Source organism: Bauldia sp., assembly GCF_020442045.1.
GTDB lineage: Bacteria > Pseudomonadota > Alphaproteobacteria > Rhizobiales > Kaistiaceae > Bauldia.
This window is the reverse complement of sequence record NZ_JAGRLA010000161.1, coordinates 17,338-41,170: the sequence shown is the minus strand read 5'-3', so window position 1 is coordinate 41,170 and position 23,833 is coordinate 17,338. Positions and strand designations below refer to the sequence as shown.

General features: G+C 67.1%; 23 protein-coding genes. 7 read left to right on the top strand and 16 right to left on the bottom strand.

The window, feature by feature from the left end; all coding sequences use genetic code 11:
* Window positions 1-214: 214 nt before the first annotated feature.
* From KDJ86_RS17930 to KDJ86_RS17910, 5 genes are all read right to left on the bottom strand, one after another.
* Window positions 215-784: a sterol desaturase family protein gene (locus KDJ86_RS17930; RefSeq protein ID WP_291748994.1), complete on the bottom strand. Its 570-nt coding sequence runs from the start codon at window positions 782-784 to the stop codon at window positions 215-217.
* Between the two features lie 291 nt (window positions 785-1,075).
* Entirely contained in the window at window positions 1,076-2,320 is a 1,245-nt protein-coding gene (locus KDJ86_RS17925; protein WP_291748990.1) for a dihydrolipoamide acetyltransferase family protein, read from the bottom strand.
* Between the two features lie 13 nt (window positions 2,321-2,333).
* Entirely contained in the window at window positions 2,334-3,317 is a 984-nt protein-coding gene (locus KDJ86_RS17920; protein WP_291748988.1) for an alpha-ketoacid dehydrogenase subunit beta, read from the bottom strand.
* A gap of 72 nt (window positions 3,318-3,389) precedes the next feature.
* Window positions 3,390-4,397 (bottom strand): thiamine pyrophosphate-dependent dehydrogenase E1 component subunit alpha, encoded by a 1,008-nt coding sequence (locus tag KDJ86_RS17915; RefSeq protein WP_291748985.1) that lies wholly within the window; start codon window positions 4,395-4,397, stop codon window positions 3,390-3,392.
* 51 nt (window positions 4,398-4,448) lie between these two features.
* Window positions 4,449-5,519 carry a mandelate racemase/muconate lactonizing enzyme family protein gene (locus tag KDJ86_RS17910; RefSeq protein WP_291748998.1) on the bottom strand — a complete coding sequence of 357 codons (1,071 nt, stop codon included), beginning with the start codon at window positions 5,517-5,519 and terminating at the stop codon, window positions 4,449-4,451.
* 238 nt (window positions 5,520-5,757) lie between these two features.
* Between KDJ86_RS17910 and KDJ86_RS17905 the strand changes: the two genes are divergently transcribed.
* Entirely contained in the window at window positions 5,758-6,783 is a 1,026-nt protein-coding gene (locus tag KDJ86_RS17905) for a LacI family DNA-binding transcriptional regulator (protein WP_291748981.1), read from the top strand.
* 5 nt (window positions 6,784-6,788) lie between these two features.
* Here KDJ86_RS17905 and KDJ86_RS17900 read toward each other — a convergent pair whose 3' ends face one another.
* Window positions 6,789-7,610, bottom strand: coding sequence for an HTD2 family dehydratase (locus tag KDJ86_RS17900; protein WP_291748978.1), 822 nt, complete (start codon window positions 7,608-7,610; stop codon window positions 6,789-6,791).
* A 52-nt stretch (window positions 7,611-7,662) separates the two neighbouring features.
* Here KDJ86_RS17900 and KDJ86_RS17895 point away from each other — a divergent pair, with 52 nt between their 5' ends.
* The gene (locus KDJ86_RS17895; protein WP_291748975.1) at window positions 7,663-8,541 is read left to right on the top strand and encodes an HpcH/HpaI aldolase/citrate lyase family protein; all 879 of its coding nucleotides are present in this window, start codon (window positions 7,663-7,665) and stop codon (window positions 8,539-8,541) included.
* Here KDJ86_RS17895 and KDJ86_RS17890 read toward each other — a convergent pair.
* From KDJ86_RS17890 to KDJ86_RS17845, 10 genes are all read right to left on the bottom strand, one after another.
* Window positions 8,538-9,569, bottom strand: a complete 1,032-nt coding sequence (locus KDJ86_RS17890; RefSeq protein WP_291748973.1) for an ABC transporter permease — start codon at window positions 9,567-9,569, stop codon at window positions 8,538-8,540. The two genes, KDJ86_RS17895 and KDJ86_RS17890, sit on opposite strands and share 4 nt — an antisense overlap.
* Window positions 9,566-11,095, bottom strand: a complete 1,530-nt coding sequence (locus tag KDJ86_RS17885; RefSeq protein ID WP_291748971.1) for a sugar ABC transporter ATP-binding protein — start codon at window positions 11,093-11,095, stop codon at window positions 9,566-9,568. Before KDJ86_RS17885 ends, KDJ86_RS17890 begins: the two co-directional genes overlap by 4 nt.
* A gap of 74 nt (window positions 11,096-11,169) precedes the next feature.
* Complete coding sequence (locus KDJ86_RS17880; protein ID WP_291748969.1) at window positions 11,170-12,231, bottom strand: sugar ABC transporter substrate-binding protein; 1,062 nt, start codon at window positions 12,229-12,231, stop codon at window positions 11,170-11,172.
* Between the two features lie 91 nt (window positions 12,232-12,322).
* Complete coding sequence (locus KDJ86_RS17875; protein ID WP_291748967.1) at window positions 12,323-13,090, bottom strand: SDR family NAD(P)-dependent oxidoreductase; 768 nt, start codon at window positions 13,088-13,090, stop codon at window positions 12,323-12,325.
* A gap of 215 nt (window positions 13,091-13,305) precedes the next feature.
* Window positions 13,306-14,820: an ATP-binding cassette domain-containing protein gene (locus KDJ86_RS17870; protein WP_291748964.1), complete on the bottom strand. Its 1,515-nt coding sequence runs from the start codon at window positions 14,818-14,820 to the stop codon at window positions 13,306-13,308.
* A complete protein-coding gene (locus KDJ86_RS17865) occupies window positions 14,817-15,872 on the bottom strand; it encodes an ABC transporter permease (RefSeq protein WP_291748960.1) in 1,056 nt (351 codons plus the stop codon). The genes KDJ86_RS17870 and KDJ86_RS17865 overlap by 4 nt, the downstream gene beginning before the upstream one ends.
* Window positions 15,873-15,941: 69 nt before the next feature.
* Window positions 15,942-17,054 carry a sugar ABC transporter substrate-binding protein gene (locus tag KDJ86_RS17860; protein WP_291748957.1) on the bottom strand — a complete coding sequence of 371 codons (1,113 nt, stop codon included), beginning with the start codon at window positions 17,052-17,054 and terminating at the stop codon, window positions 15,942-15,944.
* A gap of 138 nt (window positions 17,055-17,192) precedes the next feature.
* The gene (locus KDJ86_RS17855; protein ID WP_291748954.1) at window positions 17,193-18,335 is read right to left on the bottom strand and encodes a mandelate racemase/muconate lactonizing enzyme family protein; all 1,143 of its coding nucleotides are present in this window, start codon (window positions 18,333-18,335) and stop codon (window positions 17,193-17,195) included.
* Window positions 18,336-18,345: 10 nt separating this feature from the next.
* Window positions 18,346-19,224, bottom strand: coding sequence for an SMP-30/gluconolactonase/LRE family protein (locus KDJ86_RS17850; protein ID WP_291748951.1), 879 nt, complete (start codon window positions 19,222-19,224; stop codon window positions 18,346-18,348).
* 16 nt (window positions 19,225-19,240) lie between these two features.
* On the bottom strand, window positions 19,241-19,987 hold the full coding sequence (locus tag KDJ86_RS17845; RefSeq protein WP_291748948.1) for an SDR family NAD(P)-dependent oxidoreductase: 747 nt from the start codon (window positions 19,985-19,987) through the stop codon (window positions 19,241-19,243).
* A 577-nt stretch (window positions 19,988-20,564) separates the two neighbouring features.
* Here KDJ86_RS17845 and KDJ86_RS17840 point away from each other — a divergent pair.
* Genes KDJ86_RS17840 through KDJ86_RS17820 form a run of 5 tightly spaced genes read left to right on the top strand, consistent with a single transcriptional unit; the run spans window position 20,565 to window position 23,830 of the window.
* Window positions 20,565-21,434: an amidohydrolase family protein gene (locus KDJ86_RS17840; RefSeq protein ID WP_291748945.1), complete on the top strand. Its 870-nt coding sequence runs from the start codon at window positions 20,565-20,567 to the stop codon at window positions 21,432-21,434.
* Between the two features lie 11 nt (window positions 21,435-21,445).
* Complete coding sequence (locus KDJ86_RS17835) at window positions 21,446-21,931, top strand: VOC family protein (protein ID WP_291748943.1); 486 nt, start codon at window positions 21,446-21,448, stop codon at window positions 21,929-21,931.
* On the top strand, window positions 21,928-22,260 hold the full coding sequence (locus KDJ86_RS17830; protein WP_291748940.1) for an EthD domain-containing protein: 333 nt from the start codon (window positions 21,928-21,930) through the stop codon (window positions 22,258-22,260). The genes KDJ86_RS17835 and KDJ86_RS17830 overlap by 4 nt, the downstream gene beginning before the upstream one ends.
* Window positions 22,261-22,274: 14 nt before the next feature.
* The gene (locus tag KDJ86_RS17825) at window positions 22,275-23,042 is read left to right on the top strand and encodes an SDR family NAD(P)-dependent oxidoreductase (RefSeq protein ID WP_291748937.1); all 768 of its coding nucleotides are present in this window, start codon (window positions 22,275-22,277) and stop codon (window positions 23,040-23,042) included.
* Between the two features lie 20 nt (window positions 23,043-23,062).
* Entirely contained in the window at window positions 23,063-23,830 is a 768-nt protein-coding gene (locus tag KDJ86_RS17820) for an SDR family NAD(P)-dependent oxidoreductase (protein ID WP_291748934.1), read from the top strand.
* The last annotated feature ends 3 nt before the right edge of the window (window positions 23,831-23,833 follow it).

Here is a 23,833-nt window from a genome sequence, read left to right as displayed (position 1 = left end):
GTCTCGAAAGTGGCCGTGTCGGCCTCGATACCGGTGGAGATCGTCTGCCCGGTCTTCGGGCATTGGATGGCGATGATGCTCATGACGCACGCAACGGAGACTCAAAACGCGTTTCCGCCATTCTAGGGCATCGGCGCGCCACTGCCCGGCATTTCGCAGGTTCTTACTAAGAGATGGTTGACGCGCCCGGCGATCGGCACCGGCCGCAAGGGGATCAATGGCGGCCGGATCTGTCCGCGGCCCCGGTACCGCGGACCTTGATGTCGGTCCCGAAGACCTTGTCCCAGAAGCCGCTCGTTACGCCGTAGTTGCCCTCATCGTCGAAATGGTGATGGAGCATGTGCCGCCGCTTGAGCCGCATGGCGAGGGCATTCCGGCCGAGGCCGCCATGGTGGATCAGGTGGTGGACCGAGACATACCAGAGATAACCGAGCATGAACCCGGCGGTCAGGCCGCCCGCGACCTGCGGAGCCGCCAGATAAAGCGGCACATAGACGAAGCCGAAGATCAGGATCAGGCTCAGCCAGATCGGCGTGCCGATCAGCGCGGCCTGCTCGCGGTGATGGGCTTCGTGCATCTCGCGGACACCCGGCAGGTGATGCAGCACGTAGCGGTGCATGACATATTCGACCAGGGTCCAGATCGCCACCCCCACGACGAATGCGGCAAGGGTGATTCCGTATTGCTGCGGCGGTGCCTGCCACAAGGCGAAGCTGGCCATGCCGACAATTGCAACCGGATAGACGACGAAATCCGAATAATAGCCGACCTTTCCGAGACGCATGATAGCCCTGTCGCGTGCAGTAGAACTTAGCCGGGGAAGATCATACCAACCCAGGCGCATGGCGTCACCGTCTGTGGTTGCGTCCCGGGGACGCGCCACCGTGCCTTCGATCTGGCGGCCGGTCGGCGGATCGGCAAGGCGGGCCGCGCCGGCATCGGCACGGCTGTGAACGATCGGGATTGGCCCTCGGGCGGCGGGTGGATCGACCGCTCCGGGGCCGATAATCGCGCCCGTATCGCGCAGGATTCCTGCCGGCGGTGTTTGACAATGGGCTGGTCGGCGCCGCCGCAATCAGTGCGCCGACCAGGGGCCGAGTTCGATCCGGTCCGCCAGATTGCCAAGGAATTCGGCGCCGGTGACGCCGTCGATCAGCCGATGGTCGACGGAGAGCGTCACGTTGATGCCGGTGCTGACGGCGATACCGCCGGCACGGGGCACGACCTTGTCGTGCTCGCGGCCGATCGCGATGATGCTCGATTCGCGCGGCTGGATGATCGCCTCGAAGCGATCCGCTCCGGCGCGCCCGACATTCGACAGCGACATGGACGCCGGCTCGGAGTCGGATTGCGCCAGTCGTCCCGAGCGCGCCCGCTGGACGGCCGCCTGCCGGGCCGTTGCGATCGACGCCAGCGGCTTGTCCGCCAGATTGCGGAGGATCGGGATCATCACCCCGTCCTCGACCGCGACCACCAGGCCGATGTCCACTGACGAGGAACGGACCAGCGCCGGCTGCCCCTCGCCTTCGACATAGCGGACCATCATCCGCGGCGATTGGGCGAGGCAGTCGGCCAGCGCCTGGAGCAGGAAGTCGGTGAAGGTCAGCTTGACGCTGGCCGACTGTTCTACCTCCGGCCCGAGCATCGCCTTTGCGCGCGCGACCGCGGTGGTGTCGATCCAGCGATCGAGCACGAAGGAGGGGATCGTCTGGCGGCTCAGCGAAACCGCGGTCGCGATGCGGCTGCGCATCGGCGACAGCGGCTCGGCATTGGCGGGTAGCGGACCGGTGGCGATCGGAGCGGGAACTGCAGCCGGCGCGGCGGGCCGTGCCTCGGCGGGCGCCTCGGACCTTGTCTCGGCAGCCGCCAGAACGTCGCGCGCGCGGATTCGGCCATGCGGGCCCGAGCCGGTGAGGCCGGCGAGATCGACGCCGTGGATGCCGGCGAGGCGCTTCGCCATCGGCGAGGCGAGGATCCGCTCGCCCGCCGCTGCCTGCCGCGTGGCGGCTGCCGCGGCCGGCGCCTTCGGCGGCGGCCTGGACGTTTCCGGCTTGGCGGACTTGCCGCCTGTCGCGGCCGCCGCGGCGCCGGCGGTTTCGAAGCGGGCAAGCACCGCTCCGACCGGCAGCTCGGCGCCGGCATCGGCCATCAGCTCGATCACCTTGCCGTCGACCGGCGATTCGACCTCCATGGTCGCCTTGTCGGTCTCGAGCTCGAGAAGCGGCTCGCCGGTCTTGACCGCGTCGCCGACCTTCTTCAGCCAGCGGCCGACGACCGCGGTTTCCATGGTGGCGCTGAGCTTGGGGAGGAGGAAATCCATGCCGTCGCGTCTCCTATTCGAGCAGCGCTTTGGCGGTCGCGGCGATCTTCTCCGGCGAGGGCAGCATGGCGTCCTCGAGGCCGGGGCTGTAGGGCAGCGGATGGTCGGGAAGCGTCACCCGCGCCGGTGGGCTGTCGAGATAGTCGAAGGCCTGGGAGACGACGTCGGCGACCACGTCCGAGCTCCAGCCGCCGGTCGGCGCCTGTTCCTCGACAACGACCAGGTTGTTGGTCCGCCTGACGCTGTCGGCGATCAGCTCCACATTCATCGGACGCAGGACCTGGATGTCGATGACCTCGGCCTCGATACCCTCGTCCTTCAGGAGCTCGGCCGCGCCGAGCGACCGGCCGACCATGGCAAGGCTGCCGACGATGGTGACGTCCGAGCCTTGGCGCAGGATATTCGGCCCGGTCGGCATGGCGATATCCTCGGTCCCGACCGGCACCGGACCCTTCATCGACATCAGTGCCTTGTGCTCGAGCACCAGAACCGGGTTGTCGTCGCGGATCGCGGCCTTGAGCATCAGGTAGGCCTGCTCGGGATTGGACGGGCAGATGATCTTGAGGCCGGGAACCGACAGCATCCAGGATTCGGCGGTCTGGGAATGCTGGGCGGCGAAGCGAAGCCCCGCGCCGCCGATCGCCCGGATGACGATCGGCGTCTTGACCTTGCCGCCCGACATGAAGCGGTGCTTGGCGATGCCGTTGACGATCTGGTCGAAGGCGACGCCGAGGAAATCGGCGAACATGATCTCGGCGATCGGCCGGTAGCCGGTGAGCGACAGGCCGAGCGAGGCGCCGACGAAACCGGTCTCGGCGATCGGCGTGTCACGGACCCGCGCCGCGCCGAATTCCTCGAGGAGCCCCTGGCAGGTCTTGAACGGCCCTTCCGACTCGCCAATGTCCTCGCCCATGATCAGCGTCGTCGGATCGCGGCGCATTTCCTCCTGGAGGGCGAGGACGATCGCCTCGCGATAGGTCATTTCCTGCGTTGCCATTGCGGCGGTCTCCGTCCCCGGTCCGGTCTGTTTTGGGTGCGGCCGTCGGGCGACGAGCGGCCGCTGGTGTCCTCAGGCAAAGGTCTTGGCCATGAAGTCCTGGTCGGCCGACGGCCATTCGGACGCGGCGGCGCGGTCGGCGGCTTCCTTGGCGGCGGCCCTCAGTTCCTCGATGATCGCGTCGGCGCCGGCGTCGTCGAGCACCCCCCTGGCTTCCAGCTCCTTGCGATAGAGATCGATCGGGTCGCGCTTCATCCACGCCTCGACCTCGGCCGGATCGCGGTATTTGGCCGGGTCGGTCCGCGAGTGGCCCCGGTGCCGGTAGGTCTTGGCCTCGATGAAGGTCGGGCCGCCGCCGCCGCGGGCGCGCATCGCGGCGACCGAGGCCGCCGCGTAGACCTCCTCGACATTGTTGCCGTCGACCTGGACCGCTTCCATCGCGTAGCCGCGGGCGCGGATGACGAGATCCTCATAGGGCGTGGTGTGGTTGATGCGGGTGAACTCGCCGTAGAGGTTGTTTTCGCAGACGAAGAGTACCGGCAGGTTCCAGACCTGGGCGATGTTCAGCGACTCGTGGAAGGCTCCGATATTGGCCGCGCCGTCCCCGAAGAAGCCGACCGATATCTGCTCCTTGCCGGCAAGCTGGGCCGAAAGACCCGCCCCGACCGCGACCGGCAGGCCGCCGCCGACGATGCCGAATGCGCCGATCAGCCCCTTGTCGATGTCGGTGAGGTGCATCGAGCCGCCGACCCCGCCGCAGACACCGTCTTCCCGGCCGAACAGCTCGGCGAATGCGGCTTCCATATCCATGCCGCGCGCCAGGCAGTGGCCATGGCCGCGATAGGTGTAGCTGATGTAGTCGTCCGGCCGCAGCGCCTTGATGACGCCGGAGGAGACAGCTTCATGGCCGTTGCAAAGATGGGTCGTGCCGTGGACCAGCCCTTCCAGATAGCTCCGCTGGACCTGCTCCTCGAATTCGCGGATGCCGACCATCGAGCGGAAGAGCTCGACACGGTCCTCGTCGGTCAGCGGATTGGGTACCTGGTTGCTGTCTCTCGACGCTTTCTTCCTCGGGGCCATTTCCCTGCGCGCTCCACCCTGCTCTTTTCGTTCCACCGCCGATCGGCGACGTCAGACGCGGTGCTTTTCGATCGTCGCCTTGTCCATCTCGATACCGAAGCCCGGGCCCTGTGGCACCGCGTAATAGCCGTTGTCGAAGGCCGAGCGGTTGGCGACGAGATCATAGAACATCGGATCGCGGTCCCTGTGAAACGTTTCTAGATACGTCCCGTTGGGAATGGAAGCCAGAAGCTGCGCCGAAACCTGCGGTTCCTCGTGATGCCCCATCTCGACGGTGAAGGCCTGGGCAAGTGCCGCCACGCGGCGCCATTCGGTCGGCCCGCCGCCCCAGCTTGCGTCGAAATTGCAGACGTCGATCGCGCCGCTCATCATCAGGTCGCGGCAGCCGGCGCGGCTGATCTCGCTCTGGCCGGCGCAGACCGGTATACCCCCTTGGGCCCGGGTCGCGGCCATGTCGAGCCGGTCGTTCTGCCAGTGCACCGGCTCCTCGAACCAGCGGATGTCGAGCTCCTCCGCATGGCGGCAGAACTCGATCGCCTGGGCACGGCTCCAGCCCTGGTTGGCATCGACGATCATGACGAAATCGTCGCCCGCCGCCGATCGTCCGGCGCGTACCCGCTCGGCGTCGTCCTTCGGGGTCAGGCCGCCGACCTTGAACTTGCAGCCGATGTAGCCGTCCTTGCGGATCTGCTCCATTTCACGGCCGAAATCAGCGAGCGTCTTGCCTTCCTCGTAATAGCCGGCGATGCAGATCACCGGCAGCTTGTCGGCATAGCCGCCCCACATCTTGTAGAGCGGGACCTCCAGCGCCTTGCCGACGGCGTCCCACAGCGCGCTGTCGACGGCGGCCTGGGCGCACATGGCGAGCTTGCGATCGCGCAGGATGTTGGTCGAGGGCTTCCGCATCTTCTCCCAGCAGCCCTCGATGTTAAAAGCGTCCATGCCGATCAGCAGCGGCTGGATTTCGTCGAGGATGATCCGGACCACCTCGGCCTGGGTCTCGAACTCGTCGCCGTTATAGATCTCGCCGACGATCCCCGCGGACGTGTAGACGCGGGTTATGATCGTGCAGCGGTGGGTCATGAAATAGTTGCTGCCACGGAAGGTGCGCGGCAGGGGCATTGACAAGGGAACGCATTCGATGCGCTCAATCTTCAGCTGCGGAGCCACGTGGAAATGCCTCGGATATCCTCGTTTTCGAAACGTTTCCAACCATAGTCTCCCGGCTGATCGGCGGTCAAGGGGACTCCGCGGCGTATCCGAAAGCCGGGGCCCCTCGCACCTCGACGCAAAAGCATTTATGATGGGTTCCCAGTGAAGAAACCTGCATTTGCGGCGAATGACCAGGCGGAATGGCGCGATGAAGAAAGCCACCGGAAGATCGATCACCATTCGCGATGTCGCCCGCGCCGCAAGCGTATCTGTCGGAACCGTTTCACGTAGCCTCAACGCGCCGGACTCGGTCCGGCCGGCAACGCTGAGCAAGGTTCGCTCGGCGATCGAGGCGCTGGGATTCCGGCCCGACAGCCGGGCGCAGATCATGCGGCGGCGGCACACCATGACCGTCGGATTCGTCGTCGACGACATCGGCAACCCCCTGCATGCCGCCACCTTCAAGGCGGTCAGCGCGGTGATGCGCGAGCGGGGCTTTTCGCCTTATCTCGTCAACACCAGCGGCGGCGCCGACAACGAGGCGGCGGCGATCGACATGCTGCAGCACGGCCGTGCCGACGGCGTGATCATGACCATCAACAGCGAGCAGGATCCCGGCACGCTGAAACGGCTCGCCGAGCTGCGGATTCCGTCCGTCCTGCTCGATCGCGCCATCCCGCTCGATATCGATGCCGTATTGACAGACCATGCCATCGGAATGCGGCAGGCGACCGACTACCTGATCGGCCTCGGCCACCGCCGCATCGCCCTGATCACCGGCGGACGCGACATCCGGCCGGGGCGGGAGCGCGTGCGCGGCTTCGTCGAAGCCTTCCAGAAACACGGGCTCGACGTGCCCGCCGACCTGATCCGCGCCCAGAGCCTCTCGGCCGACTACGGATTCCGCGAGGCGTCGACGCTGCTGCAGCGCGAGAAGCCGACGGCGATCATCGCAGCCGGCAACCGGATCCTGGTCGGCGTGCTGCGCGTCATCCAGCAGAACCGGGTCTCGATCCCCGGTGACGTTTCCCTGATCGCCTGCGACCAGACCGACCTCGCCCTCCTTTACCCAGGGCCGATCACCCTGATCGACCGCGACATCGAGGAGATCGGCCGGACGGCGGCCCATCTCCTGCTCGAGCGGCTTGCATCATCCGAGGAACGCCCGGCGCAGCGCATCTCCCTGCCGACCCGGCTGATCCTCGGCGGATCCTGCGCCCCGGTCACGGCGTGACCCGTTCAGGCGAGCGTGGCGGAGGCGCGCATGGTGACCTTGCCCGATGCCGCCGCTTCGAGATCGAATCCGGCATTCGTGCGCCGCGCCGCGAGCCTCAGCGGCTCGCCGACATAGGCCGGGCCTATCGCCCGGAAGGCGAAGGTGGCGAGCCGGTTGGCCCCGAGCGCCCGCGAACACAGGTCGATGAGCAGGCTCGCGGTCAGCGGACCATGGACGACAAGGTCGGGATAGCCTTCGACCTCCCGCGCATAGGGCCGGTCATAGTGGATGCGATGGGCGTTGAAGGTCAGCGCCGAATAGCGGAAGAGCATCACCGGATCGGGGATCAGGTCGCGCACGAAATCGGCGTCGGGCGCGGCCTCCGGTCCGGCCCCGGCATTACGGCCCGCTCCACGGAACACGACGGTCTGCTTCTCCCGCACCCGTGGCGCACCGCCGGCGGTGACGGTATGGGCTATCTCGACGAAGACCAGTTCGCCGGTCGATCCCGATTTCGGGGTGATCGCGGAGACGACCGAGTCGAGCTTCAGCGGCTCGCCGATCATGATCGGCGCCGCGAAGGTCACGTCGCTCGCCGCCCACATCCGGCGCGGCAGCGGGATCGGCGGCAGGAAGCCGCCGCGGCGGGGATGGCCGTCGCTGTCGATCTCCCGCATCGGCGCGAACAGCCTGGCGAGCAGCCAGTGGATCGCCTGCGGCGCGGCGCCCGTCGCCTGCTCGACCGTCTCCGCGTCGAGGGTGGCGTTGAGGCCCGCGACCATTGCCGGCGTCACCAGGTCCTCTATGGTGCGCCTTCGCCCGATCCAGTCCGACCAGTCGGTCATCGTCGTCCCGCTATCCTCGTGTCGTCCGGTAGAGCTTTTGGGATGCCCTGACATGAGCCCGAATACCCCGTCTTTCGACGCATCGCGAATCCGCTCGCTGCTCTTCGTTCCGATGCTGGCTGAGCGGCTGATCGCCAAAGCCCCGGAGCGTGGTGCCGACGCCGTCATCCTCGACCTCGAGGATGCGGTCGCGCCCGACGCGAAGGATGCGGCGCGGGCGGCGCTTGCCGATACCGTCGACCGGCTCGTCGCGGCCGGCCAGCGCGTCCTCGTCCGGATCAACAACGAGCCGGACCTGATCGCGGACGATATCACCGCCGCCAACGGCGCGGGTCTCCATGGCGTCGTCCTCCCCAAGGCCGGGGAGGCTGACTCGGTCGCGGCGATCGTCGCGCGGCTCGCCGCGCCGGCGGTGGTTCCGATCCTCGAAACCCCGCTCGGCGTCATCAATGCGCCCGCCATCGCCAAAGCCGGCGCGCGGATCGCGGCGCTGGCCTTCGGCAGCGAGGATTTCTCGCTTGCCATGGGCATCGCGCCGGACGAACAGGGGCTGGCCATGCCCGCGCAGCAGATCGCCATGGCGGCGCGCGCGGCGGGAAAGCCGGCTTTCGGCCTTCCTGGCTCGCTCGCGATCATCGACGACATCGACCGGTTCACGGAAATCGCCCGTGCCGGCAGGGCGATCGGCATGACCGGGGCACTCGCCATCCATCCCCGCCAGGTCGCGGTGCTCAACGCCGTCTTCGCTCCGACCGCGGCCGAGATCGAAGAGGCGCGCGCGATCCGCTCGGTCTACGAGACCGCGATGGCAAAGGGCCGGGGCGCGGTGGCGCTCGGCGGCCGGATGATCGACCTGCCGGTCTACCGGCGGGCGCTTGCCACCCTCGCCCGGGCACCGGACGCCGAAGCCGACGGCGACCATTCCGGTTAGGGTTCCGTCGCGGAATCCTGTTCGAGCTTGACCCGGTTCGCCCGTCGGGCGCGCTGGAACTTGATCAGCTGGTCGAGCGACACGGCCAGCACGATCACCGCGCCGGTGACAAAGGTCGACCACGTCGCGTCGATGCCGAAGAAGATCAGCCCGCTCGAGATCACCTGGATGATCATCATGCCGACGACGGCGCCGATCACCGTGCCATAGCCGCCGGAAAGCGGCGTGCCGCCGATGATCACCGCCGCTACCACGACCAGCACGAAGTCCGATCCCTCGTTCGGATCGATCGCGCCGCGGAAGCCGATATACATCGCCCCCGACAGCCCGCAGATCGCCCCCATCAGGACCAGCGTCTGGAGCTTTATCGTGGCGTTGGAGATGCCGGCGAGCTCGGCCGCCTCCGGGTTGCTGCCGACGGCCTGGACGCGGTAGCCGAACTTGGTCCGGTGGAGCACGAAATGCATGACGATCGCAAGCACGACGAAGACCAGCGCCGCGACCGGCACGATGCCGAAGATCTTGGCCGCCACCGCATTGAAGTAGCTCGTGTCCTGGTCCGGCGGCACCACCGCGCGACCGTTATTGACCACCAGCGAAAGCCCCTGGAACATCGAGTAGGTGCCGAGCGTGACGATGATCGCCGGCAGGCGCAGGCCGACGGAGAGGATGCCGTTGAACAGCCCGAGCAGTGCCCCGAAGGCGACGCCGCCAAAGGCGGCGATCCACGGGTCGACGCCAGCAACCATCAGCAGGCCCGTGAAGACGGCGGAGAAATTGAAGATCCAGCCGACCGAGAGGTCGATCTCGCGGATCGCAAGCAGGTAGACCATGCCGACCGCCAGCATTCCCTGGAAGGTGGTGTGGCTGAGGATGGTCAGCAGGTTGATCGGGTTGAGGAAGCGCGGCCGTGCGATGCCGATGATGAGGATCATCAGCACCAGAGCGATGATGACACCCGTTTCCTCGGGCATCCGGAAGCGCCGGCGGGAGGCGGATGGCTCCGGCGCGGTACCGGTGTCGGTCATGGCGTGGCCTCGGATCTTTCTGCTGCGGCCGGCATCTCGCCGGTGTTGATGACATGGAGGAGCGTGTGGTCGTCGACGCCGGAGAGCTCGCCGGCGATGCGGCCCTGGTAGAAGACGACGATGCGGTCGCAGAGGCCGACCAGCTCGGGCAGCTCCGTCGAGGAGAAGAGCACGATCCCGCCGTCCGACGACATCTTGCGGATCAGCCCGTAGATCTCGCGCTTGGCGCCGACGTCGACGCCGCGGGTCGGATCGTCGAGCAGGAAGACCTTCGGCCCGACCTCGAGCCACTTGCCGATGACGATCTTCTGCTGGTTGCCGCCGGAAAGCTGGTTGGCGAGCGTCCAGGGCGATCGTGCCTTGATCTTGAGGTTGTCGATCTGGCGCTGCGCGCGGGCGAAGGCCGGTCCGTTGCGGTACAGCCAGGAGCCGCCGGTCTGGGCGCCGACGAAGACCTGGCTGATGTTGAAGAGGATGCTCTTCTCGAGCATCAGCCCGTTCCGCCGGCGGTCGGCGGGCACCAGGCAGACACCGCGCCGCGCCGCGTCGGTCGGGCTGCGCGGCAGTCCCCTGTCGTCGGGAAAGGTCACCTTGCCGGCGCGCGCCTTCTGCGTCCCGAACAGGATGGCGAGCAGCGCCGAGACGCCGGACCCCTCAAGGCCGGCGAGCCCGACGACCTCGCCGGACCGCGCCGTCAGGTCGACATCCTTGAGTGGACCGCCGGAGAGCCCCTTGATGACGATCCGCTCCTCGGCGCGGCCGGCGACCGCCGGCAACGGCGGCGGGAAGAGCGCATCCTGCTGCGCCCCGATCATCCCCTCGATCACCTCGGGAATCGTGAGGTCGGCGCGGTCCCTGGTCAGCACGTCGCGGCCGTTGCGGGTGATCGTCACCCGGTCGGAGATGGCGAAGACCTCCTCCAGCCGGTGCGAGACATAGAGCATGGTATGGCCGCGGGCCGAGAGCTGGCGGAGCACGGCGAAGAGCCGCTGCGTCTCGCGCTCGTTCAGCGCTGAGTTGGGTTCGTCGAGGATGATCAGTTGCGGCTCCTCGAGGAGGACGCGGGCAAGCTCGACCAGTTGGCGCTCGCCGATCGAAAGCCGGCCGACCGGCGCATCGACTTCGACGTGAAGACCGAGCCGGTCGAGGATATCGCGGCTTTCCGCCTCCATCTTCCGCGTCGAGACGATGCCAAAGGCAGCGGGCTCGCGGTTGACGTAGAGGTTGGCGAGCACCGAGCGCTCGGGAAACAGGCTGAGCTCCTGGTAGACGATGCCGATGCCGCGCTTGCGGGCGTCGTTGGGCGAATCGAAGGCCACCGTCTCGCCGCCGACCTTGATGGTGCCGGAATCGGGATGGACCGCGCCGGCGAGTATCTTCATCAGCGTCGACTTGCCGGCGCCGTTCTCGCCGACCACGGCATGGACCGTGCCGCGCTCGACCGTGAGGTTCATGTCGGCAAGCGCCACCACGCCGCCGTAGCGCTTGGTGAGCTCGCGAACCTCGATCAGGATGTCGCCCGGCATCGGTCGGTCCTCATGGCAGGAGGGCGATCCGCTGGACCGCCCTCCCCAATTCAACCGCGGGGTTCAGACCCGGACTATTCGGCTTCCGCCGCGATCGGCTGCATGCCGGCGGTCGGGTCGGCAGAGACCTTCTCGGTCCACGGCTTGTAGTATTCGGCGGTGGCGGCCGGATCGCCGGCGAGCCTGATCGCCTCCTCGAAGCTGATCGGCGGCAGGCCGTTGCCCATGTCGACGGTGTCAGCGGTCACGATCTGCGCGCCGGCATCGTAGAAGCCGACCTCGAGCGGCTTGTCGTTCTTGATCGCGTCGACCATGAGGGCGACCGGCAGGTAGCCCTGGACGAAGGCGCTCTGGCCGATCGAGACGAAGGCGTGGCCGTCCTGGATCGCCTTGAGGTTCGGCTCGGTCAGGTCGTAGCCGCCGGCGACGAACTTGTCGCCATTGGCGGCGTTGAGCTTGCCGAGGCTGGCAATGTCCGGCGCGCAGAGGCCGATCATCGCCACCGCTTCGGGGTTCGCCGCATAGAGCTGTTCCCAGCGATTGTAGTTCTCGACCTCCGAGACCTTCACGTCGAACGGCCCGAGCACGTTGAGGCCGGGGGCCGCCTTCAGCGATTCCTGGACACCCTGCGAGCGGTTCTCCAGCACCTGGATGCCGGGGAAGCAGATGCCGACGATCACCGTGCCCTTGGCATCGGCGCCGCCGAGCTTGTCGACGATCATCCTGCCGAGGACGCGGCCGCTCTCCACCGACTTCTCGCCGACATAAGGCGCGTTGATGTTGGTCGACAGCGTATTGAACTGGACGATCCGCACGCCCGCCTCGACGAGCTCGTTGAGGCCGCGGGTCATCGCCTCGCCCTGGATCGAGGTGGCCACGCCCTGGGCGCCGGCATTGGCGAAGTTCTGGGTGAGCTTGAGCTGGCCCTCGGCCTGGCTGCCCGGCTGCTGCGCGACTTCGAGCTCGACGCCGAGATCCTTGGCGGCGGCTTCGGCGCCGTCGATGATCTGCTGGATGAAGGGGTTGCCCTGGGCATGGGTCACGAAGCCGAGGGTGATGTCTTCAGCCGCGGCCGGCGCGATGGCTGCGGCGGAGGCGAGCAGGGTCGCCGCCATCGCTATCTTGTATCTATGCACGTCGTTCCTCCCGAGTTTTTGATGGTCTTGCTTATTCCCGTTACCACCGGCGACTCGGGTAACCACCCGTCCCGCCGTAGACTTCCCACGCTCAGACAGCGGTCAGCCCGCCGTCGACCGTGATGAAGGATCCGGTCATGTATGACGCGTCATCGGAGGCAAGGAACGCGACCGCGCCCGCGATCTCGTCCGGCTCGGCCCCGCGCCGCATCGGTATATTCTTGACGTTCCACTCGTAGACCTCCGGGTCGGCGACCAGCTCGCGCACCAGCGGCGACAGCGTGAATCCCGGGATCACGACATTCACCCGGATCCCCTCCAGCGCATAGTCCACCGCCATGATCCGGGCGAGGCCATGAACGCCGGCCTTGCTGGATGAGTAGGCGGTGCTCGCGGGCGTGCAGCCGAGGATTCCGGTCGGCGACCCGGTCAGCACCACCGCGCCCTTGCCGGCGGTCTCCTTGATCGCCGCGATGCCGTATTTGCAGGTGTGGAACATGCCGGTCAGATTGACGCCAACGATCTCGTCCCAGACCGATTTGGGCAGGTCCGCGACCTTGCCGTCGCGTTCGGCGGTGAAGATGCCGGCATTGGAGCAGACGACATCGACCGCGCCGAACCGCTCGACGATCGTCCCGAAGGCCGCGGCGACCGCCGCCTCGTCGCCGACGTCGGCCTTGAGGGCGATCGCCTCGCCTCCGGCGGCGACCATGCCGGCGACCGCTTCCTCGACGTTGTCCTGGTTCCAGTCGAGGGCGGCGACACGGCATCCCTCCTCGGCCAGCCGCTCCGCGACCGCCCGGCCGATGCCGGAACCCCCGCCGGTTACGACCGCAACCTTGCCCTTCAGGCCCCGCATCCGGTTCTCCTCCCCGCGCTGGCGGACCATGCGTTGACGGCCGCCAATGCCTTCTCTGGGCATCATTTCCTTGCGCTTGAAACGAAAATATCGTTTCCAAAGTTCGAGTCAAGCTGGAACTCGCGGCGGCAAACCACCATAAGTTTCGCGAAAATATCGGACGTGTAATCGGTTCAATCCGGCTCCGGAATCCGGCCAGGACCCCGGATCGCGGCCTATTCGGCCGCCGCGACGGCCCCGCCCCGCTGCTCGCCCTCCAGCCGGGTGATGTCGGTCGCCAGCTGCTCGACATGATCATAGTCGGCGATCGCCAACGGCGGCGACAGCCGCCCCTCCGAGACGACATGGACGCGGTGGGCGGCCTCGTAGATCTCCAGCACCTCGGTGCAGAACATCACGACCGAATTGCCTTCGGCCGCGAAGGTCTCGAGCAGCCGGTAGATCTCGCTCTTCGAATGGATGTCGACGCCGCGGGTCGGCTCCTCGAGCAGCAGGAGCTTCGGCGAGCAGTTCAGCGCCTGGGCGATCGCGACCTTCTGCTGGTTGCCGCCGGACAGCGACCGGATCGGCTGGGTGATCGACCCGGTCTTGACCATGAAGCGCTTCACCGCGTCCTCCGCGAGCGTCTTCATCTGCCGCTTCCTGAGCGCGAAGGCGGCGCCGGCAATCTCCGGCCGGCCGAGGCGGACCAGCAGGTTCTCGCCGACGGTGTAGTTGGAATAGAGGCTGAATTGCCGGGTCGCCGGGACATAGGCGGTGAAGCGGTCGATGGCCTCGGTGCCGGCCACGCCGTTGATCGTCAGCGCGCCGCCGCAGCCTTCGAGGCCGGCGAGCGAGCGCAGCAGCTCGCGCGCGCCCGATCCCTCGACGCCCATCAGCGCGACGATCTCGTTCGGCGCGCCATGGAGGGTGATGTCGCTGAAGACGCCCGGCAGCGTCCAGCCGCGCGTCGCGAAGACCGGCGGCGCGTTCGGATCGCGCGTCGCGCCGCTCGCGGTGTCGGTCGCCACCGTCACCGTCGCATCGACGACGAGCTGGCGGGCGAGGCCCTCCTCGGTCAGCGCCTCGCCCTCGAGGATGGTGCGGACGCGGCCGTCGCGCACCACCGCGACGCGCTTGCATTGCTCGACGAGGTCCTCGAGGCGATGGGTGATCAGCACGACGATGCGGCCGCTGTCGGCAAGCTGGTGGATCTCGCGGAAAAGTTCGTCCGACTCCTTGGCGGTCAGGGCCGAGTTCGGCTCGTCGAAGAGGAAGACCCTGGCGGCGCGGGCGACCGCGCGGGCGATCTCGGTGCGCTGCTGGGTGGCGAGCGAACAATCCTCGAGCGCGCGATTGCGCAGGTCGCCGATGCCGAGCGCCTCCATCACCGCCGCGTCGGCCGCCCCGAGCTTCGGCCGCCGGGTGCCGCTCGCCTCGCGGCCGACCATCACATTCTCGGCGACGGTGAGGTTGGGAAAGAGCTGCGGCTCCTGGTGGACGACCGCCACCGCCTGCCACTCGACCGAGGGCGACCATGGCCGCCCGTCGAAGGTCAGGGTGCCGAGGGTCGGGCGCTCCTCGCCGGCGATCATCCGCACCAGGGTCGACTTGCCGGCGCCGTTCGGGCCGGCGACGCCGAGCACCTCGCCGGGACGGAGGTCGAGGTCGAGCTGGGCGAGGGCGACGGTCGATCCGTAGGTCTTGGTGACGCCGCGAAGCGAGATGCCCTTTTCCAGGACGTCGGTCATGCCGCCCTGCTCTTGCGGATCCGGGTGAGGAAGAGGTCGAGCGCCACCGCGCCGATGGTCACCGCGCCGAGGAAGATCTGCTGGACGTGCGGCCCGGGCGAGAGCAGCGCTAGGCCGATCTGCAGCTCGGCGAGCAGCAGCGCGCCGCCAAGCGTGCCGATGATGGTGCCCTTGCCGCCGGTGAGGCTGGCGCCGCCGATGATCACCGCGGCGAAGACCGGGAAGGTCTGCGACAGGCCGATGTCGGGCTGGGTCGTCTGGATGAAGGAGAAGTCGAGCATGCCGGCGATCGAGGCGAGCACGCCGCAGAGCACGAAGGCGAGGATCTTGTAGCGCTTGACCGGCAGCCGGGCGAGCTGGCCGGCGGTCGGGTTGCCGCCGATCGCGGTCAGCCGGAAGCCGAACAGCGTGCGGTGGAGGAGGAAGCCGACGACGATCGCGATGCCTATCATCCAGAAGACCTCGATCGACAGCCGGTAGGCGCCGATGTTCTGGGTGAGGCCGATGAAGAAATCGAGCTGGCCCTGGTCCATGGTCGAGCCGGGCGGCGGATAGACCGGGTTGAAGGTGCCGGAATTGGTCACCCACAGCGAAAGCCCGTAGAGCAGGTTGTAGCTGCCCAGCGTGACGATGAAGGACGGTATCTTGATGCTGGTGACCAGCACGCCGTTGAACAGCCCGACCACGGCGCCGATGCACAGCACCAGCGGGATGGCGAGGTAGACCGGCACGCCGCCGACGATCCACATCACCGCCAGCGAGTTCGCCGCGAGGCCGTACATCGCCCCGAAGGAGAGGTCGATCTCGCCGACGACGATGACCAGCGTCAGGCCCATCGCCATGATCGCCACCGAGCTCATCGAGCGCAGCACCGAGACGGCGAGATTGGGATTGGCGAAGGCCGGGTTGATGATGATGAAGATGATGGCGACGACGATCACCGCGGCGAACAACCCGCCGACCCGCAGCGCGACGTCCACGGTCGCCCTGCCGGCCGCCCTTATGCCGGGTCCGTGCGTGGCCGTGGTCTGGGGGGTATCGGTCGGAGCCATCCTGTCCTCGTCACTCCAAATAGTCAGGGCGAGCCGCCGGAAGCGACCCGCCCCGTCATTGCCGCGGGCTTATTCGCCAAGCACCTTGTTGAGCTCGGCGCGGGCCTGCTCGACGCCGTCGGCGGTCACCGCCTTGAGGGTCTGGGTGTTGGGCAGGATGACGCCGTTCTTCAGGAACTCGGCGCAGGCCGGTCCGCCGAACGCCGCCTGGTCGGGCCAGCGCTGGTCGAACAGGGCGACCTGGATGCCCTTCTCGATCGCGTCGAGCTGGCCCTTCGAGGAGTTCCAGCCGATGGTGTAGACCTTGCCCTCGAGGCCGAGGCTCTCGATGGCGCGGTCGGCATGCTCGGCGCCGATGTCGACATTCTGGATGAACTGGACATTCGGGTTGGCGGTCAGGAACGAGCGGTAGATGTCGAAGGTCTTGCCCGGCTCGTAGCTGGTGTTGAGGCCATTCTCCTCGGTGGTGACGAAGGTCGCATCGGGAATGGCGGCCATGATCGTGTCATGGAAGCCCTTCATCCGGCCCTGGGCCCAGAACTGGGTGGGATCGCCACCCGAGACCGCGAAGACCTTGATGTCGTCCTTGCCGTTGTCCTTGATCCACTTCAGCACCGTCTCGGCGGCATAGGTGCCTTCCTTCATCGGCACCTGGGTGAAGTTGGTGAATTCGTGGCCGCGCGAGGTGACGCCGGCGGTGAAGACCGGGATGCCCTCGTCCATCATCCGGTTGGTGATCGCGGTCATCGCGTCGGAGCTTACCGGCTCGATGCTGATGCAGTCGATCTCGTTGGTGGCGAGCTTCGCCTCGATCTGGGAGACCTGCTGGTTCGGGTCGTTCTGGACCGGGGCGATCGACGCGCATTCCATCGGATAGATGGCGTTGCCCAGCTCGCAGCCCATCTCGAAGCCGAGCTGGTATTGCGGCGAGAAGAGCGGAATGCCCGAAGCCTGGTAGGAAAAGACGTAGTTGATTGTCTCGCCGGCCTTCACCTTCTCGGCGATCCGGTCGGCGAGCTTGAACGTGCCCCAGTCCCGCTTGACCTCGAAGGGGGCGCCTTCGACCTTCTCGCCGGCGGTCGGAATCTGGCTCTCGCTGTCCTGGGCAAGGCTTGCCCCGGCCATGGCGACAGCGGTCGAGCCGACCGCTGCGAAAAGAACACGACGTACGGATTGTCTCATGGGTTCCTCCCTGGTGTTACGCTGACATCATCAGGATGCGCCTCGCGGCGCCTTCACATTCCCCTCCGGCACCGCCTCTCCGTCCATCGCCGGACCGGAGCCTGCGGGCGCCGCGCGTTGCGGCGTGACGGCCTTGCCTCACGCCATCCCGAGGACCTTTTCGCTGCGATAGCCCTCGACCACGTCCTCGATCACCTCGATGCCGAGGCCGGGCCCCTGTGGCGGGTAGACCCAGCCGTCGACCTGCTCGAAGGGCTTCTCGACGAGGTCGTGCTGCATCGGATTGCGCAGCGGCTTGAACTCGAACAGCTTGCACGACGGCGAGTTGAACGAGATGGCAAGGCTCGCGGCGGTGACGATCGCCGATGACCAGGCATGGGCATTGGCCTGGCGGCGATAGAATTCGCAGCGTTCGGTGATCTTCTTGAAGCCGGTGATCCCCTCGGCCCGGCCGGGGTCGACGCCGATCACGTCGACGGTGCCGGTGGCGAGGATCCGCTCGAACTGCTCGAGCGTCCATTCGCGCTCGCCGTAGGCGATGCGGGTCGTCGTCTTGGCCCGCAGGTTGGCATAGCCCTCCGGATCCCAGGCGCCGAGCGGCTCCTCGATCCAGTCGAGATTGAATTCCTCCATATCCCGGGCGCGGCGGACGGCGTCGGTAACGTCCCATTTGATGTTGATGCCGTTGTCGATCATCAGCATCCGGTCGGGACCGAGCACCTCGCGCATCGCCTTGACATAGGCGACGTCGCGGTCGTGCTCGTAGCCGAGGTTGGCGTTGCCGCGCTTGCCGAAGCCGGTCTTGAGCCCCTGCAGGCCGGTGGCGATCCACTCGGCGGTCTCCTCCGCCATGTCGGGGATCGACTCGTAATGGGCATGGCAGGAGGCGATCGCCGGCAGCTTCTCGTGGACGCAGCCGCCGAGCAGGTCGAGGACGCTGCGGCCGAGCGCCTTGCCCTTGAGGTCCCAAAGCGCGATGTCGATCGCGGCTGTCGCATAGGAGGCGATGCCGCCATGATAGCCGTACCACCAGGCCTGCTGCTTGTTCTGCCGCCACAGCGCCTCGGTCTCGACCGGATCCTTGCCGATCAGGTTGGGCGCCATGCCCTCGATGATCGCCCTGGCGGCGAAGTTCGCTTCCGGGAACTGGGTGATCGATTCGCCCCAGCCGACCTGGCCGTCGTCGGCCGTGATCTTGGCGAGGCAGAGATGGCGCAGCGCGTTGAAGTCGTTCGGTTCCGGGTAGCTGACCGGAATGGCTTCGACCTTGGCAATCTTCATCTTTCGCGCCTTACCCGATTGCGCCGCGGAAGAGCGGCATGCCTTCGATACCGAGGTCGACCTCGACGAGCTGTCCGGTCATCGCCGCGCCGGTCACGTCGAACGGCCCCATGTCCGCGACGAAGAGCTTGCCGCCCTTGCCGAAGCAGCAATTGAGCGGGGTGACGCCGACCTCGAGGAAATCGATCAGCGTGCCGTCCTTGCCGACATGGTCGACGCCGCCCGAAGACACCGTGGTGATCCAGAAGTCGCCCTTCTCGTCGATCTTGAAGCCGTCCGGGATATGGTTCTCGGGCAGCGTGCAGAGGGTCGTCTTGGTGCCGTCCGGCGTCCGGCGGATGACGCGGCGGTTATAGGATTCGACCCAGACCAGCGAGCCGTCCGGCTCGGCGACGATGCCGTTCGGATAGACGTGGTCGAGCTCCTCGAGAATCCTGGCGACGCCGTTCGTCTCGACCATCACGATGCGTCCGGGATGATGCTTGGTGTCGGGCGCCCAGTCGCCGGAATCGGTGAAATAGAGCTTGCCGTCCGGGCCGAAGGTCAGGTCGTTCGGTCCGTCGAACTTGACGCCATCGGCCTCGGTGACGAGGATCTCGACCTTGCCGTCCGGCGTCGTCTTCTGGATCGACGGCGGGCGGTGCTCCGGCGCCACCCAGGCGCCGACAGTCGGCGTCTGGGTCGAATAGACCGCGCCGTCGGTGCCGAGCATGCAGGCATTCGGGCCGCCGCCGACGAAGGCATAGGTGCCCTGCTCGTTGGTCTTCGGATCCCAGTAGCCGATCTCGCTCCTGTAGGTGTTGGCGTAGATCACCCGCCCGTCATCGAGCTCATAGGGGCCCTCGGGGTGGCCGAGCCCGGTGGCGCGCACCACTGTCGGCTTTTTCATTCCTTCCTCCCTGTTCTCACCAGTTGACCAGGCCGCCGGTGAAGTTGATGGCCTGCCCGGTCATGTACGCAGCCTCGTCCGAAAGCAGGAACCATATGGCGCCGGCGCATTCCTCGGCGCTGGCGCCGCGCTGGAGCGGCACGCCCTTCTTGCGCAGGGCGTCGAAATCGGCCGCCGTCGTGTTGCGGTGGCCGGCGACCTCCGCGAGGAACTTCTCCTGCATCTCGGTCTCGACAATGCCGGGACAGATGGCGTTGACCCGGACCGGCCGGTCGGCCAGCGCATAGGAGAAGGACCGGGTGATCGACAGGATCGTCGTCTTGGAGGCGGCATAGGCGGCGACGTCGGTCGACGTCGCGAGCTTCGCCGAGCTCGACGAAAGATTGACGATCGCGCCGCCGGGCCGGAGCCGCGGGCCGATCTTCTGGCAGAGGAAGAAGATCGACTCCGCGTTGACCGTCTGGACCTGCCGCCAGTCCTCGACGGTCAGTTCGAAGATCGGCATGATGCGGATGATCCCGGCCGAATTGACGAGATAGTCGAAGCCTTCGACCGACGCGGCAAGCGCCTCGCGCTGATCCTGATCGGCGACGTCGACGACCCTGGTGTCGCAGCCTTCGGCGGCGAGCGCGGCAAGCCGGGCGCCGTCGAGATCGACCGCGAGCACCGCACAGCCTTCCTCGACCAGCCTCAGCGCCACCGCCTTGCCGATGCCGCTTGCGGCGCCGGTCACGACAGCCCGTTTGCGGTCTTCCTCCCGCATCGAAAATCCCGTCCCTTTCGTGGGCTCGACTATATTGAAACGTTATCGTGGCGCGCAAGCCCTTTTGTTTTGCAGATTTGGCCGCTCCGCGTCGCTGGAGGGCAGCCGCAGGGTGTTTCCCGCCGGATGTGGCCTCAGGCATGTCGGCGGGCCAGGTAGTTGCCCTTGCAGAGATGCCCGGCAGGGTCATTGCGGTTCGGCCTCGCCGGGATCGCAAGCCCCACGCCGTGGCCATTCCGTAGGGAATTCCGCTGAATTCATGACCTCCGGCCGGGTCGAGGACAGCTTCGGCACGCGCGATCCCGCCCGCCATCCCGCGCCGCCGGGCCACGCTTTCATCGTTTCCGGCGCGTCAGCCACCCACGGATGCCGAGGCACGCATGGTACGGTTCGGCGGCTCCGTGCCGCGGCGGTCCCGATCTTGAACATCGCCACGCTCCCTGTTAGGATTGAAACGATATTATTCTGTCGCACCCGCGTCGGTCTCCGCCTGACGGCGGACGGCCCGCATGCGACGATCGGCGAGGGGAAGGCGTCGTTCAGGAAGCGCCGCTTCTTGCCGGGGAGGATTTTCAGCATGGCCGAACTCGCCTTCGTCGACACCCATTTCCACCTCCACGACATGAAGCACCCGACGCTCCGCTACGGGTGGCTCGAGCCGGACGCAGTCCATGGCTTCCTTCCCGACACCGATCCGCTGAAGTCGCAGCATTATTTCATCAAGGACTATCTCGCCGAGATCCGCTTCTCGAACGTCCCGAAGGCGATCCACGTCCAGGCCGCGGTCAACACGCCGGACCCGGTCGACGAGACGATCTGGCTGCAGGCCTTCGCCGACGAGACCGGCTATCCGCATGGCATCGTCGCCGAATGCCATCTGGCGAGGCCCGACGCGGCGGACGTCCTCGACCGGCATCTCCAGTATCCCAACGTCCGCGGCATCCGGAATTTCGGCGAGGGCCACTACCTCATCGACGATGCCTGGCGGAAGGGCTTCGCCGAGCTCGGCCCCCGCAACCTCGTCTCCTGCATCGATACCCGCGTCGAGCTGGCGCCGGACATTCTCGATCTCGCCAGGACCTTCCCGGACATCGTCATCTGCGTCGACCATTGCGCGATCCCGATGGCGCGCGATCCGGAGAGCTTCCGGCAATGGCGGGCGGCGATGGACATCATGGCCGAGTCGCCCAACGTGATGATGAAGATCTCCGGCCTCGGCATGTGCGACCCGCTTTGGACGGTGGAGTCGATCCGGCCCTACGTGCTCGGCAGCATCGAGGCCTTCGGCGTCGATCGCGTCGTCTTCGGCACCAACTGGCCGGTCGACCGGATGTTCAGCTCCTATCCCGACGTGATCAACGCCTATGCCGCGATCATCTCGGGCTTTCCGAGGGACGATCAGGTGAAGATGTTCTCCGGCAACGCCGAGCGCATCTTCCGGATCTGAGGACAGGCAGGATGACAGTCGCAGGCAAAGCCGCGAGCGCCACCGGGCTCCATCACGTCGGGATGAGCGTCGCCGACCTCGACACCGCGCTCGCCTTCTGGGAAGCCTTTCTCGGCGTGCGCGCGCGCTGGCGCACGCTTCTCGATCGGCCCTATCTCGGCAAGCATGTCGGCTATCCGGGGGTGACGATCAAGGCCGCCTTCATCGACCTGCCCGGCGGCAACACGCTGGAGCTCCTCGACTACCAGGTAGCCGACCGCGAGCAGAATTCGGACCGGACCGCCAATCCCGGCAACGTCCATCTCTGCCTTCAGGTCGACGACGCGGCGGTCGCCTGGCGGAAGGCGGTCGATGCCGGCGCGACGCCGATCGTGCCGGAAGGCCCGATCGACATCGACGGCGGGCCCAACAAGGGCGCGCGGGCCGCTTACCTGAGAATCCACGACGGCATCACCCTCGAATTCTACCAGCCGGCAAAGCCGGGAGCCGCGGCATGATCAAGCGGATCAGCTTCCTCCGCCGCAAGCAGGGCATGACTCCCGAGGCCTTCTACGCCCACTGGACCGGCCCGCATGCCGATATCGTCCGCCAGCTTCCGGGACTGCGCGGCCTGCGCTTCGGCCGGGTCAAGAGCTGGACGCCGGAGGAGGCGGCCTGGGACGGGGTCGGCGAGGTCTGGTTCGACTCGATCGAGGCGGCGCACGAAGCCTTCGCGACCGAGCCTTACCTGTCGATGCTGGTCGCCGACCGCAAGCTCTTCATCGGCGAGGCGCAGTCCTGCTTCGTCGGGGAACAGACCGTCGTTGCGCCGCCCGACGGTCGTTGAGGGGGAAGGAAAAGATGACATTCGATCTCGGCGCGGGCCTCAAGGGCAAATCAGTCCTGCTGACCGGCGCGACCGGTGGAATCGGTCGCGAAGTCGCGCTCGCCTTCGGCAGTGTCGGGGCGCGCGTCGCCGCCGTCGATCTCGATGCGGACAGGGTCGCTGCCGTCGTCGAGGAAATGGACGGGGGCCCGCATCTCGGCATCGCCTATGACCTCCGGCCGGTCGGCGGCCACGCCGCGCTGATCGACAAGGTGGCCGACGCCTTCGGCTCCCTCGACATACTGGTCCAGACCGCGGCGGTGCTCGTCCGCCGGCCGTCGGTCTTCGACGTCTCGGAGGAAGACTGGGATTTCCAGCACGAGATCAACCTCAAGGCCAATTTCTTCCTTGCCCAGGCGGCCGCGAGGGCGATGCGCGACCAGGGCAGCGGCGGCCGGATCATCAACTTCACCGCCCAGGGCTGGCAGAGCGGCGGCTTTGGCGGCTCGGTCGCCTATGCCGCGACCAAGGGCGGCATCGTCTCGATGACCCGCGGGCTGGCACGGTCGCTGGCGCCGCACAACATCACCGTCAACGCCGTCTCGCCCGGCGCCGCCGACACCGCGATGATGCGGAGCGGCATGGACGAGGAGGGTCTCGCCGCGGTCGCCGCCCAGATTCCGCTCGGCTATCTCGCGCGGCCGTCGCAACTCGCCGGCACCGTTCTGTTCCTCGGCTCCGACCACGCGGATTACATAACCGGCGCGACCATCAATGTCAGCGGCGGCTGGCTGATGTATTGACGCCTGACAGGGAGGAAGCGATGCCCGGTGAATTCTCCGGCAAGGTCGCGGCGATTACCGGTGCCGCGCGTGGAATCGGCGACGCCGTGGCGCAACGCCTGGTCGCGGAGGGCGCCACGGTCTTCTCGCTCGATCTCGGCGATCCCGACGAGGCGCGCGAGGGCGTCACCTATCTCACCGCCGACGTCGGCGATGCGGCAAGCGTCGCCGACGCCTTCGCGCGCATCGACCGCGACGCCGGTCAGATCGACGTGCTGGTCAACAATGCCGGGGTGCAGCGTGTCGATCTCGCCGAGGACATGTCGCCGGAGGACTGGCATCTCGTCCTCAACACCCACCTGACCGGCATGTTCCTCTGCTCCGCCCAGGCGATCTCCCGCATGCGCGCCCGCGGCAAGGGCGGCGCGATCGTCAGCGTCGCCTCGACGGCGGCGCATGTCGGTATTCCCGGCCGTGGCCCCTACAGCGCCGCCAAGGCGGGCATCGAGAGCCTGACCCGCGTCTACGCCACCGAGACCGCGATGGCCAATATCCGGGTCAACGCCGTCGCCCCCGGCTCGACCCGCACCAAGCTGGTCGAGCAGGGCCTCAAGGATGGCTCGATTCGCGGTGAGTGGCAGACCGAGCGAATCCCGATGGGGCGGCTCGCCGAACCGCACGAGATCGCCGAACCGATCGTCTACCTCGCCAGCGACAGGGCGAGCTACATCACCGGGCAGGTCCTGGTGGTCGACGGCGGCTGGATCGTGCAGGGCATGGTACATATCGCCGACCGGTTCCAGCGCTAGGCC

Coding starts and splice junctions, on each gene's coding strand:
- KDJ86_RS17905 (WP_291748981.1), top strand. CDS start 5,758: ATGAAGAAAGCCACCGGAAGATCGATCACCATTCGCGATGTCGCCCGC.
- KDJ86_RS17900 (WP_291748978.1), bottom strand. CDS start 7,610: ATGACCGACTGGTCGGACTGGATCGGGCGAAGGCGCACCATAGAGGAC.
- KDJ86_RS17930 (WP_291748994.1), bottom strand. CDS start 784: ATGCGTCTCGGAAAGGTCGGCTATTATTCGGATTTCGTCGTCTATCCG.
- KDJ86_RS17825 (WP_291748937.1), top strand. CDS start 22,275: ATGACATTCGATCTCGGCGCGGGCCTCAAGGGCAAATCAGTCCTGCTG.
- KDJ86_RS17835 (WP_291748943.1), top strand. CDS start 21,446: ATGACAGTCGCAGGCAAAGCCGCGAGCGCCACCGGGCTCCATCACGTC.
- KDJ86_RS17865 (WP_291748960.1), bottom strand. CDS start 15,872: ATGGCTCCGACCGATACCCCCCAGACCACGGCCACGCACGGACCCGGC.
- KDJ86_RS17895 (WP_291748975.1), top strand. CDS start 7,663: ATGAGCCCGAATACCCCGTCTTTCGACGCATCGCGAATCCGCTCGCTG.
- KDJ86_RS17845 (WP_291748948.1), bottom strand. CDS start 19,987: ATGCGGGAGGAAGACCGCAAACGGGCTGTCGTGACCGGCGCCGCAAGC.
- KDJ86_RS17850 (WP_291748951.1), bottom strand. CDS start 19,224: ATGAAAAAGCCGACAGTGGTGCGCGCCACCGGGCTCGGCCACCCCGAG.
- KDJ86_RS17860 (WP_291748957.1), bottom strand. CDS start 17,054: ATGAGACAATCCGTACGTCGTGTTCTTTTCGCAGCGGTCGGCTCGACC.
- KDJ86_RS17925 (WP_291748990.1), bottom strand. CDS start 2,320: ATGGATTTCCTCCTCCCCAAGCTCAGCGCCACCATGGAAACCGCGGTC.
- KDJ86_RS17920 (WP_291748988.1), bottom strand. CDS start 3,317: ATGGCAACGCAGGAAATGACCTATCGCGAGGCGATCGTCCTCGCCCTC.
- KDJ86_RS17890 (WP_291748973.1), bottom strand. CDS start 9,569: ATGACCGACACCGGTACCGCGCCGGAGCCATCCGCCTCCCGCCGGCGC.
- KDJ86_RS17885 (WP_291748971.1), bottom strand. CDS start 11,095: ATGCCGGGCGACATCCTGATCGAGGTTCGCGAGCTCACCAAGCGCTAC.
- KDJ86_RS17875 (WP_291748967.1), bottom strand. CDS start 13,090: ATGCGGGGCCTGAAGGGCAAGGTTGCGGTCGTAACCGGCGGGGGTTCC.
- KDJ86_RS17830 (WP_291748940.1), top strand. CDS start 21,928: ATGATCAAGCGGATCAGCTTCCTCCGCCGCAAGCAGGGCATGACTCCC.
- KDJ86_RS17855 (WP_291748954.1), bottom strand. CDS start 18,335: ATGAAGATTGCCAAGGTCGAAGCCATTCCGGTCAGCTACCCGGAACCG.
- KDJ86_RS17820 (WP_291748934.1), top strand. CDS start 23,063: ATGCCCGGTGAATTCTCCGGCAAGGTCGCGGCGATTACCGGTGCCGCG.
- KDJ86_RS17840 (WP_291748945.1), top strand. CDS start 20,565: ATGGCCGAACTCGCCTTCGTCGACACCCATTTCCACCTCCACGACATG.
- KDJ86_RS17870 (WP_291748964.1), bottom strand. CDS start 14,820: ATGACCGACGTCCTGGAAAAGGGCATCTCGCTTCGCGGCGTCACCAAG.
- KDJ86_RS17915 (WP_291748985.1), bottom strand. CDS start 4,397: ATGGCCCCGAGGAAGAAAGCGTCGAGAGACAGCAACCAGGTACCCAAT.
- KDJ86_RS17910 (WP_291748998.1), bottom strand. CDS start 5,519: ATGCCCCTGCCGCGCACCTTCCGTGGCAGCAACTATTTCATGACCCAC.